The organism is Mariniflexile soesokkakense (assembly GCF_039650365.1).
Taxonomy (GTDB): domain Bacteria; phylum Bacteroidota; class Bacteroidia; order Flavobacteriales; family Flavobacteriaceae; genus Mariniflexile; species Mariniflexile soesokkakense.
Genome location: NZ_JAZHYP010000002.1, coordinates 558,311 through 569,708, shown reverse-complemented (window position 1 = coordinate 569,708; position 11,398 = coordinate 558,311). Strand labels below are relative to the sequence as shown.

Sequence of the window (11,398 nt, the reverse complement as noted above, 5' to 3'; positions counted from 1 at the left end):
CTTTTAAACAAAGGAATTATACATTGATTTTTATCTTTGCCCTAGTTTTATAAAAATTTAAAAATAATGATTAAGAATTTTGTTGAAGAATTAACTTGGAGAGGTATGATTCATACCGTGATGCCAGGAGCAGAGGAACATTTAATGGAAAGCATGCGAAGTGCTTATGTGGGGTTCGATCCTACTGCAGATTCTTTACATATTGGTAATTTAGTGCCTATTATGTTATTGGCGCATTACCAACGTTGTGGTCACAAACCAGTGGCTTTGGTTGGTGGTGCAACAGGTATGATTGGAGACCCTTCTGGGAAGTCTAGTGAGCGTAATTTATTAGATGAAAAAACCTTGAGGCATAATCAAGAAGCCATAAAAAATCAATTGGCACATTTTTTAGACTTTGAAAGTAATGAAGCCAATGCAGCACTTTTGGTAAACAATTACGATTGGATGAAATCCTTTTCGTTTCTAGAATTTATTCGGGATGTAGGTAAACACATTACCGTAAATTACATGATGGCAAAAGACTCGGTTAAAAACAGAATTTCATCTGATGATTCTGAAGGGATGAGTTTTACTGAATTTACATACCAATTAGTACAGGGTTACGATTTTCTTCATTTATATAAAGAAAAAGATTGCTCTATTCAAATGGGTGGAAGCGACCAATGGGGAAATATAACTACGGGAACTGAATTAATAAGACGTATTTCAGGAGGAAAAGGCTTTGCTATTACATGTCCGTTAATTACAAAGTCCGACGGCTCTAAATTTGGAAAATCTGAAGGAGGCAATGTGTGGTTAGATGCAGAAAGAACATCGCCTTACAAATTTTACCAATATTGGTTAAATACTAGTGATGTTGATGCAGAAAAATATATAAAAATATTTACATTTTTAAATGAAGAAGAAATTAATGCTTTAATTAAAGAACATAACGTAGCACCGCATTTGCGCGTATTGCAAAAACGTTTGGCAGAGGAAATAACAACCATGGTACACTCTAAAGACGATTTAGAAAATGCCATTAAAGCCAGTGAAATTCTTTTTGGAAACTCAACAGGTAATGATTTAAAGAAGCTTAATGAGCAAACATTTTTAGATGTGTTTGAAGGTGTGCCATTAACTGAAATAGCAAGAGCCGACATAGAATCTGGATTAGATATAATAGCTGCTTTGGCTGAAAAAGGAGGGTTTTTAAAATCGAACGGTGAAGCTCGAAGAGCATTGAAAGAAAACTCAATTTCGGTAAATAAAGAAAAGGCACAGGACGATTATAGAATTACTTCAAAAGATTTAATAAATGAAAAATTCGTGTTGCTGCAGCGTGGTAAAAAGAACTATTTTATTTTAAGAATTGTTTAAAAAACAAAAAGCCTGATTGGGAAATCAGGCTTTTCACTAACCAACCAAACTAAAAAAAAAATTAATTATTCTTTTTCATAGTTTGTTCATTAGTCGGAAGGTATCGCTTAAACTTACATGGCAAATTAATTATTTTTTAAATTTTATTTGTTTCCACTTTTCATCAGCTTTTTTTCTTAATATTTCAGGATTTTCATTTTTCCATAATTCTAGAGTATTTGTGCCCCAAGCATTATAAAATAAGTAGAGTTTGCCATCCTTTATCTCAAAAACTTCGGGGTTTATGCTTACTTTGTCTCCTTTTGCACCCACGGCATAAGCACAATAGCCGCCATATTGTGGCAGGTATGTTTCAGGGGTTTTCTTAAATAAATTTAGATTTTCTTTAGAAACGAATTTATACTTTATACCATCAAACTCAGCAATGAAATTTTTGTTGCCTTCCATAGCTTGATTGTTGAAATAAGCAACCACATCGTAACCATTTGCCGCAAGCCCTTTTTTAGTATTATAGTCAATAGTTTGTGAGAAGCACACAGATGCGTAATGTGAAAATATAGTGATTAGACTTTTCATGTGCTTATTTTATTGTTTTTTAATGGTTACATGCTGTTCGCTATTAATTATTTCTTTGGGTGATAACGCTCTTAACATGCTCGTTTCATGAAGTGATTTTTATAATAAGTCGGGAAGCAGTTTATAACTTACAGCACCATAAGGTTACAGCCGCGGATATCAGAATTGTCAAAACGCCCAATAATTTCAAAAGAACCGTTTTTATTAACTCTTCCTAAATCTTGAGTGGCAATAAAAGAGCAAGAATTGATATTTGCTAAATCAATCACATTAATACCTCCCGCTTTACCTTTGGGTTGAATGCTCAAGGCATCTTCAGTATCTCGGGTTAAAATACGCATCCAGTTTGGGGTGTAAAAAATACCATTGCCTTTAGAATATGCCTGACTTAGTAATTCGGTCATGCCATATTCGCTATGAATTGTTTCTGCTCCAAAACCTTGTTTTAATTGTTGGTGAAGCTCTTCTCTAATCAACTCTTTTCTGCGTCCTTTCATGCCGCCTGTTTCCATTATAATGGTATGCTTTAGGTTGAATTGGTGAGTTTCAACTAAATCTAATAAAGCGAAAGAAACACCTATAAGCAGTATTTTTTTTCCTTCGGAATCTAAGCTTGTTAATTTGTTTTTTAAATCGGACAGATCGTTTAAATAAAAGCCGCTCTCTAGGTGATTAGATTGTTTAATCAAGGCATCAGCCATATAAATTAAAGATGAGCCTTCGCGCTCTAAATAAGACGGTAACAATGCTAGAACCACATAATCTTCTATATGGCCATAAAATTGCTGAAAGGCTTTGTTGAAGCTCTCTTCATAGATTTTTAAGTCGGTAACCAGATGTTTGCTTGTCATGCTTCCTGTAGTTCCAGAGCTAGTAAAAGTAGTTTGAATAGGTTTTTTAGAGCTTAAGACATCATGTGTTTTAAAAAATTGAATTGGTAAAAATGGAATGTCTTGTATTGTTTTTACATCGCTTGGGTGTTTGTATAACAAATCGCAAAACGACCTGTAAACACGATTGTTTTCAAACTGAAATTTAAAGATTTTTAATGCGAAATCTTCAAACTCTTCTTCGGTTTGTATGTTAAAAATAGCGTTCGTGTTTATCATAATAGCAAAAGTATATAAAATAAAAAAGCGCTACCAAACGGTAACGCTTTAAAAATTTATAAAGTAAGTTAAATTATTCTATTACTAATTTTTTAGTAATACTGGTATTCTCTTGATATACTTTCATAATATAAATGCCCGAATTTAATTTTGAAACGTCTAATATCTTATTACGAACTGTGTTTTTTAAAACTTGTTTTCCTAGAACATCAAAAATTGCTACATCCAGATTAGATTTATTTTTGCTAGATAAGTTTACATAGCCTAAAGATGTTGGGTTAGGATACATATTAAAGCCTTCTATTTCAAAATTATTAGAAGAAAGTGGACTTGAAGTCATATCGCTTGAACTTCTAGCGGTTACAAAAACAGTGCTATTTTCTACCGACACAATCACCACAATATTTTGGCTTTCTTGCGGAATTGGGAATGAAGAAACAACATAGTCAGCATTATCAAAAATAGTTCTAAATATAATTGAAGTTCCATCACTTATACTATAATCTGTTAAAGAGGCAAAAGTATTTGTTCCATTTCCGTCCGCAAAAGTCACCGAATTAATATTAACTAATTCGGATTTGTAATCTTCCAAATTGGCTAATAAGTTGGTAATTGTAACGGTTGAAACTGCAGGTGTATTTCCATTGGTGGTGGCAGTTCCCCAATCTGCATAAGTTGGGACTAGCTCTAGCTCTCCGTCAACCAATTCTAAGTGGCCTCGAATATTAGAAATAGCATCACCAGTGGCATAGCTAGTCACTTCATAATTTGGGTCGAAAACTTTAATTCCTGCTGATCCATCTTGGAAATACATGATTTGCTCTGTGTTTCCGCTGTTGGTATAGGTATTCACGACTTCACCAGTTACGCGATAATAAGTATTAGGGTCAACGGTTCCTGTTCTAAGCGAAGCTAAATTGGTGACGTCTATATATTGAGATATAGTAATGGTGAGTGAATACACTACGGGGTCAGGAGTAAGTGGAGTTGCAGTATTGTCAACTAATTCAGATCTTAAGAAATAGGTTTTTCCAGTAGCTAACCCCGTTACAGGGTATTCTACCAAGTCATTTGCTGTGTAAATATTGCCACTATCAACTAAACTATTGTCGCTTACATCCCTAACTTCCCAAATGATATAGCCGTTGCCTTGAGTACTAGTTCCTGGTTCACCAACGGTAAAAAATGTAGTTTCAAAATCAATGGTTGCGTTATTAGGCTCTGCTGTTTCTGGGTCATCTATGATTGTGCTTCCATTAGCAGGAGCATCGTTACCGGATATTTTAAGTGTTGGTGTTTGTCCAAAGGAAAGTCCGGAAATTAAAATTGCAAAAAATAAAATGTAAAGTTTTTTCATAATTGGTTGGTTGTTTGTTAAGAATTCAAGATAAAGATAATTGAACAGGTTTGTACGATAATAACCATAAAATGCAGTTTTATTGGCTTAAGAACCATTTGTAGTATTTATAAACAAAAAAGCGCTACCAAAAAAGTAGCGCTTTAAAAAAATGCTTTATAATTTATTGAGAATGTGAGTTTTATTATTTTATCACTAGTTTTCTAGTCTCGCTAAAGTTGCCCTCTGTAATTCTTAGTACATAAACACCTTTGCTTAAATTTGAAATATTTAACTCTTTTCCTGTTAAAACAGTACTGAAAATTTGCTTTCCTAAAACATCGTAAAACTCGATTTTCTTGGTTAAATTTAGTTTAGATGTAATATATATAAATGTTTTTCCGTTACTAACAGGGTTAGGATAAATGGATAAGTCTTCTATGTCTTGTTGAATAAAAATTGTGTTAGCACTATTTTGACCAAACCCCAAGAAGGTTGTAAAAAATGCTAAGGCAAAAAATAAAGTTAAAAAGTAGTTTTTTTTCATAGGTTCTAACAAACGCTGTAAAGTTACTGAATTACTACAAAATTGATGCCAAAAAAGTGTTAAAGATATATGTGTTTTAACGAAAGTTTAAATTACTGTAATGTGTTTGTTATCTTAATGTTATTAATCGTAGATTATCAATAAATTCTTGTTATTAGTTTTATCTTTACTTAAAAAAGAGTTTTATTCGTTTTAAAAATGAAAAAAAGAGACATTAAAATATTATTAGTAGATGATGAGCCAGATATTTTAGAAATAGTTGGTTATAATTTATCAAACGAAGGATATCAAATAATTACTGCTGAAAATGGCAGTGAGGGCGTTAAAAAAGCAAAAAAGGAACTTCCCAATCTAATTATTTTAGATGTTATGATGCCAGAAATGGATGGTATTGAAGCTTGTGAACTCATCAGAAAAAACCCAGATTTACAAAATACACTTATCGTATTTCTTACTGCTAGAGGTGAGGATTATTCACAAGTAGCAGGTTTTGATGCAGGCGCCGATGACTATATTACCAAACCAATAAAACCAAAAGTATTGGTAAGTAAAGTAAAAGCGCTTTTAAGACGTTTTAAAGAAGAAGATGTTGCCGATTCATTTAAAATAGGAAGCTTAGAAATAAATAGGGACGAGTATAAAATTACTTCAAAAGGAAAAGAAATTATTTTACCAAGAAAAGAATTTGAATTACTATCTTTATTGGCATCAAAGCCTGGGAAAGTTTTTAAGCGCGATGAAATTCTTGATAACGTTTGGGGTAATGAAGTTGTCGTTGGAGGTAGAACCATAGATGTGCACATTCGTAAACTACGCGAAAAAATAGGAGATGATAGCTTTAAAACCATAAAAGGAGTTGGCTATAAGTTTGTAGATTAATGCAACCAAAATTTAAAAAATCATATAAGTTTGCGATAAATACATCGCTTTATATAACTATTTATGTAACGCTCTTTACGAGTGTTTTTTTATATGCATTTTATTCTTTTAATACAAAGTTCATACTGTTACTTGCTTTTAGCACCTACTTGTTTTCTTTTGTTGTTATTCAATTTAGTGTTGAGCGGTTTATTTATAAACGTGTAAAAAAAATATATGATGATTTAACACTTTTAGAATCAACAAGCATGACCAAAGGTACCATAACTACCGATATGAAAACCTTAACGGAAGAAATAGATAAATTTGCACGCGATAAAAAAATTGAAATAGAATCGCTTAAGGTTAGGGAGCAATACAGAAAAGAATTTTTAGGTAACGTATCACACGAATTAAAAACACCTTTATTTACCGTACAAGGCTATATTTTAACATTGCTTGACGGAGCTATGGAAGATAAAAACCTTAGAGATAAATATTTAGAAAGAGCGAGTAAAGGTGTAGAAAGGTTAGGCTATATAGTGAAAGATTTAGATATGATAACCAAGTTAGAAGTTGGTGATTTAAGTTTAAACCAGGAGGTATTTAATATAGTGGAATTAGTAAAAAGTGTGTTTGAGATGCTCGAAATGAAAGCCTCAAAAAAACGAATTACACTTACGTTTGATGCTGATTATTTTACGCCTATTTTAGTAAATGCCGATAAAGAACGTATACAACAAGTATTGGCAAACCTTATTGTAAACTCTATAAAATATGGAAGAGAAAAAGGTACTACAGAAGTAAGTATAGAAAACCTTATAAAGAACAAAGTTATTGTAAGGGTTACAGATAATGGGGAGGGTATAGAGAAAAAAAATTTATCACGTATATTTGAACGTTTTTATAGAGTCGATAAAAGTGGTTCGCGAAAAGAAGGCGGTTCTGGTTTAGGGCTTTCTATAGTGAAGCATATTATTGAAGCACACCAAGAGAAAATATATGTAGAAAGTGAATTTGGCGTTGGTAGTGAGTTTTCATTTACTTTAGAAAAGGCTAAATAATTCTTTAAAATCGGTTTCGTATTTAAATGATTTTAATCCTGTAAAATCATTTATTTCGTTTAATTTCTCTAAAGTAAATGCTTGCTGGGTGCAACTGGGTATCAGGTTTAATTCTGTAAGTTGTTTAGCTAAATATTCTTGTTCAAATTGGCCGGGAGTTGGTATAAAAAAAGCCTTTTTATTAAGTTTAGCCAAGTCCATAACCGTTGTATAGCCAGACCGAGATATAATTACAGCACTTTCGTTAATGGTTTTTTCTAATAAGCTCGTTGTCATAAAATTATAAACGGTTATGTTGCCAATTACTTGTATGGTTTGTTCTTTTTCCATAACCCCTTTTACAAAAACCACTTTGTTTGGGTAGCTTTTTAATTCGCTTAGAAGTTTATTTTCAAGCAAAGTCCGTTGAGGTTCAGGACCAGACAATAAAACCATAAGGTCGTTTACAATATTTGTATAACGTTTTTCAAACCTACTTAAAGGGCCAATATAGGTTGTTGGAATTTGAAAAGCATCAGGATGTCCTAACTTTCCGCTTAAATTAGTGTCAGCTTCAACATCAGGAACCCAACATACATCAAACCTTTTTATAAACTTTTCATGAATTTTAGTGCTGAACCAAGTAGTGCTTCCGCTTAAAACGTTCAATTGGTGCGTAATAAATACCGAAGGCACTTTTTTACTGTAAACTCCCAGTCGATTATCGGAAATAATCCCCGAAATATTATTGCTTTCAATAATATTTTCAGTAGTTTTTTTTTCGGATTTAATAGCATTTAGCAATTTAGGCGAATTTGTAATCAGTTTTAATTTTAAGAATTTGCCGTTTTTGGTATAGGTAACATCATAGGGCGGTAATTCAATTGAAGATAGGGTAGGAAACTCCTTTTGCAACAGCGTAAGTGCAACGCCATCACTAGCAACCACAGGTTCAAAACCATGTATTAGTAATGCATTTATAATAGGAATACATCGGGTGGCGTGCCCCAGGCCCCAATTTAAAGGTGCTACTAAAATACGTTTTTTCATAGTTTAAATTATGGCGTTACCACAAGGGTCGGGCTTTACGCTATATCTTTTTAAAACAGCTATTGCAAAAAGTGAAGTCCTTAAATAATCTAAAAAAAATAGAATTACAATGTTTCTTCCTAATCTTGTTTTAAAAAGGATGCCGCTTCAATCCTAACGCAACTTTTAAGTAAATTCAAAGATAAGCATATAAATGCTTAGGTATATTTCCTTAATTTTACCAAATTATTATATAAAGCAGTCTGTGGGAAGTAAAAATAAACTAAGAAGATTTAGAGAAAACGAAACGTTTGGGAATGTGTACCAGCCAACAAGAGATGAGTTGGTTAATAATGAATATGTTTTAAAAGGAAACTGGAATACAGCGGTATTTAAAAACAACAATCCACTGGTTTTAGAACTGGGTTGTGGTAAAGGCGAGTATTCGGTAGCACTGGCAAAAAAATATCCCAATAAAAACTTTATAGGTATTGATATAAAAGGTGCTCGTTTTTGGAGAGGAGCAAAAACAGCGGTAGAAGACAATATTTCAAACGTAGCTTTTTTACGAACACAAATAGAACTTATTGACCATGCTTTTGGAAAAAATGAAGTTGATGAAATATGGATTACCTTTCCAGATCCTCAAATAAAATATAAACGCACCAAACACCGTATGACGAATGCTGAGTTTTTAAAGCGCTATAAAACCATTTTAAAAGAAGATGGAGTTGTTAACCTAAAAACCGATAGCGAGTTTATGCATGGCTATACACTTGGGCTGTTGCATGGTGCTGGGCATGACGTACTATATGCAAACCATAATGTGTACAAACAAGAAGGGAGTCCGGAGGAAGTTACAAGTATTCAAACCTTTTACGAATCGCAATATTTAGAACAAAACAAACCAATTACGTATATTCGGTTTAAAATTAAATAGTTGTGGATATAACTTTTATCTTTTTTTTAGGATTAATTGTAGCTTTTATTGGTGTTATTCCGCCAGGTTTGTTAAATATGACCGCAGCTAAAATAAGCTTGAAAGAAGGACATGTTAGAGGGGTTGTGTTCTCTGTAGGTGTTTGTGTTATTGTTATAGTTCAAACCTATTTGGCCGCTATTTTTGCTAGGTATTTAAGTAATCATTTAGAAGTTATAGATATCCTTCAGCGCGTTGCGTTTGTGATTTTTGTTCTTATTACAATCTATTTTTTACTCATTGCCAAAGAGCAACCGCCACAAGTTGCAGAGCCTCGTATGAGGAGTAAGCACAGTCGGTTTTTTCAGGGTATTTTCTTATCGGGGATTAATGTGTTTCCTATTCCATATCAAGCTTACATGACCATTACTCTAGCTTCAATTGGTTGGTTGGATTTCAGTCAAATAAGTATCATATCGTATGTGGCAGGAGCTGCCATGGGTACGTTTGTAATGCTTTATGTGTATATTTTCTTTTTTGATAAAATTAAGGACAAGTCAATTTCTTCACAAAAAAGTATGAATTATTTAATAGGAGGAATAACGGGAGTAATTTCAATTATCACATTAATCAATATCATCAAAGAAATGTAATATATGCAAGCAGAGACTTTAAACTTTTTTGATAAGGTTTACCAAGTTGCTAGGCTTATTCCATACGGGAGGGTTACAAGTTATGGAGCTATTGCTAATTATTTAGGAGCTGCAAGAAGTGCGCGTATGGTTGGTTATGCTATGAATGGCTCGGTAGCTAAAGATGTGCCAGCTCACCGCGTAGTGAACAGAAAGGGCTTATTAACAGGCAAGCATCATTTCGATGGGACAAGCTTAATGCAACAGCTTTTAGAAAGCGAAGGTGTTAAAGTAGTTGAAAACCAAATTCAGGATTTCGAAAAAGTGTTTTGGAATCCTTCAAAGGAATTGTAATTATTTCCTAATTTATCAAATAATTATAATTATTTGCCATTTATAAGCAAACCAAATATAAGCATCAATCATTTCAATTCAATCGCTTTAAATTTTAAATAATTCACAGTATCTTTGCGACTTAGAATAAATCTAAATAGTGTAATGAAGCTCAATAAACAAGACATACTTAAAGCATTAGAATCTATAACAGTAGTTGGCGAAGGACAAAATATGGTGGAGAGCGGTGCTGTAACCAATGTAGTAACTTTTGGCGATGAGGTTATTGTAGATATTACTATAAAAAACCCCAGTTTACAGGCAAAAAAGCGTACCGAAGTCGATATTTTAAAAACAATACACGAGCAGGTTTACGAAAAAGCTAAAATAACCATTAACGTAAAAGTTGATGCGCCCGTAAAACCAAAAGTAAATGTTATAAAAGGAAACCCTATCCCTGGTATTAAAAATATTGTTGCTGTTGCCTCAGGAAAAGGAGGTGTAGGGAAATCTACGGTAACGTCCAATTTAGCAGTAACTTTAGCTAAAATGGGCTTTAAAGTAGGTGTTTTAGATGCAGATATTTATGGGCCATCTATTCCTATAATGTTTGATGTAGAGGCTGAAAGACCTTTAGCTGTAAATATTGAAGGAAAATCTAAAATGAAGCCTGTTGAAAATTATGGTGTAAAAGTGCTGTCTATCGGGTTTTTTACACAACCAAATCAAGCAGTGGTTTGGCGTGGACCTATGGCTGCAAAAGCATTAAATCAAATGATTTTTGATGCCCATTGGGGTGAATTAGATTTCATGCTAATTGATTTGCCTCCAGGAACGGGAGATATTCACTTAAGCATTATGCAATCTTTACCAATTACTGGCGCAGTTGTAGTAAGCACACCACAAAATGTTGCTTTGGCAGACGCAAAAAAAGGGGTCGCTATGTTTCAACAAGAAAGTATTGATGTGCCCGTATTAGGAATTATAGAAAATATGGCATACTTTACACCTGCTGAGTTGCCTGACAATAAATACTATATCTTTGGTAAAGAAGGCGCTAAAAATTTAGCAGAAGATTTACAAGTACCTTTTTTGGGTGAAATACCTTTGGTACAAAGTATTCGCGAAGCAGGCGATGTGGGCAGACCGGTGGCGTTACAAACCGCAACACCTTTAGAGCAAGCTTTTGAAACACTTACACAAAATGTAGTGCAGGAAGTAGTAAACCGTAACGAAAATTTACCACCAACCGAAGCAATAAAAATTACAACCATGGCTGGGTGTTCAGCAGTAAAAAAGAAATAAATGACTACAGAAGAAGTTAGATTAAATGTTGAGAAAGCACTAGATGAAATTCGCCCTTTTTTACAAAGTGATGGTGGGGATATTTCTTTATTGTCAATTGAAGAAAATGACACTTTAGTAAGAGTGCAATTGGAAGGTGCTTGCGTAGGGTGCAGTGTTAATCAAATGACGTTAAAATCGGGTGTTGAAATGACTATAAAAAAGTATGCACCACAAATAGAACGTGTTCTTAATATTCAATCTTAAAAAAAGAATCTTTTTAATAAATTCAAAATTCATTTTTAGTATTACTTTTGCAGTGCTTTTTTGGCATGCATTGTGCAATATAATTGTAGCAATATAAATTACA

The 11,398-nt window shown here is 33.2% G+C and carries 13 protein-coding genes; 8 read left to right on the top strand and 5 right to left on the bottom strand.

From position 1 onward, the window contains the following. Window positions 1-66 precede the first annotated feature (66 nt). The gene (gene tyrS / locus VP395_RS06220; protein WP_346240884.1) at window positions 67-1,362 is read left to right on the top strand and encodes a tyrosine--tRNA ligase; all 1,296 of its coding nucleotides are present in this window, start codon (window positions 67-69) and stop codon (window positions 1,360-1,362) included. A 129-nt stretch (window positions 1,363-1,491) separates the two neighbouring features. On the opposite strand, the gene VP395_RS06215 is transcribed toward tyrS, so the two are convergent. From VP395_RS06215 to VP395_RS06200, 4 genes are all read right to left on the bottom strand, one after another. Further along, window positions 1,492-1,938, bottom strand: coding sequence for a YHS domain-containing (seleno)protein (locus VP395_RS06215; RefSeq protein ID WP_346240883.1), 447 nt, complete (start codon window positions 1,936-1,938; stop codon window positions 1,492-1,494). Window positions 1,939-2,066: 128 nt separating this feature from the next. After that, window positions 2,067-3,047, bottom strand: a complete 981-nt coding sequence (locus tag VP395_RS06210) for a LuxE/PaaK family acyltransferase (protein ID WP_346240882.1) — start codon at window positions 3,045-3,047, stop codon at window positions 2,067-2,069. Window positions 3,048-3,120: 73 nt separating this feature from the next. Next, window positions 3,121-4,404: a T9SS type A sorting domain-containing protein gene (locus tag VP395_RS06205; protein ID WP_346240881.1), complete on the bottom strand. Its 1,284-nt coding sequence runs from the start codon at window positions 4,402-4,404 to the stop codon at window positions 3,121-3,123. 184 nt (window positions 4,405-4,588) lie between these two features. Continuing rightward, window positions 4,589-4,930 carry a T9SS type A sorting domain-containing protein gene (locus VP395_RS06200; RefSeq protein ID WP_346240880.1) on the bottom strand — a complete coding sequence of 114 codons (342 nt, stop codon included), beginning with the start codon at window positions 4,928-4,930 and terminating at the stop codon, window positions 4,589-4,591. Between the two features lie 198 nt (window positions 4,931-5,128). Between VP395_RS06200 and VP395_RS06195 the strand changes: the two genes are divergently transcribed. Together VP395_RS06195 and VP395_RS06190 are read left to right on the top strand one after the other, a co-directional pair. Then, the gene (locus tag VP395_RS06195) at window positions 5,129-5,809 is read left to right on the top strand and encodes a response regulator transcription factor (RefSeq protein ID WP_346240879.1); all 681 of its coding nucleotides are present in this window, start codon (window positions 5,129-5,131) and stop codon (window positions 5,807-5,809) included. Further along, the gene (locus VP395_RS06190; protein ID WP_346240878.1) at window positions 5,809-6,852 is read left to right on the top strand and encodes a sensor histidine kinase; all 1,044 of its coding nucleotides are present in this window, start codon (window positions 5,809-5,811) and stop codon (window positions 6,850-6,852) included. Before VP395_RS06195 ends, VP395_RS06190 begins: the two co-directional genes overlap by 1 nt. Here the strand turns inward: VP395_RS06190 and VP395_RS06185 are convergent. Beyond that, window positions 6,835-7,881 (bottom strand): glycosyltransferase, encoded by a 1,047-nt coding sequence (locus VP395_RS06185; RefSeq protein WP_346240877.1) that lies wholly within the window; start codon window positions 7,879-7,881, stop codon window positions 6,835-6,837. The genes VP395_RS06190 and VP395_RS06185 overlap by 18 nt on opposite strands. A 244-nt stretch (window positions 7,882-8,125) precedes the next feature. On the opposite strand from VP395_RS06185, the gene trmB reads away from it, so the two are divergent. The 5 genes from trmB (at window position 8,126) to VP395_RS06160 (ending at window position 11,295) form a co-directional block, all read left to right on the top strand. Then, window positions 8,126-8,800, top strand: coding sequence for a tRNA (guanosine(46)-N7)-methyltransferase TrmB (gene trmB, locus VP395_RS06180; RefSeq protein WP_346241010.1), 675 nt, complete (start codon window positions 8,126-8,128; stop codon window positions 8,798-8,800). 2 nt (window positions 8,801-8,802) lie between these two features. Beyond that, window positions 8,803-9,432 (top strand): LysE family transporter, encoded by a 630-nt coding sequence (locus tag VP395_RS06175; protein WP_346240876.1) that lies wholly within the window; start codon window positions 8,803-8,805, stop codon window positions 9,430-9,432. A 3-nt stretch (window positions 9,433-9,435) separates the two neighbouring features. Further along, the gene (locus VP395_RS06170; RefSeq protein ID WP_346240874.1) at window positions 9,436-9,765 is read left to right on the top strand and encodes an MGMT family protein; all 330 of its coding nucleotides are present in this window, start codon (window positions 9,436-9,438) and stop codon (window positions 9,763-9,765) included. A 144-nt stretch (window positions 9,766-9,909) separates the two neighbouring features. Further along, complete coding sequence (locus VP395_RS06165) at window positions 9,910-11,049, top strand: Mrp/NBP35 family ATP-binding protein (RefSeq protein WP_346240873.1); 1,140 nt, start codon at window positions 9,910-9,912, stop codon at window positions 11,047-11,049. Then, window positions 11,050-11,295, top strand: coding sequence for a NifU family protein (locus VP395_RS06160; protein WP_346240872.1), 246 nt, complete (start codon window positions 11,050-11,052; stop codon window positions 11,293-11,295). The last annotated feature ends 103 nt before the right edge of the window (window positions 11,296-11,398 follow it).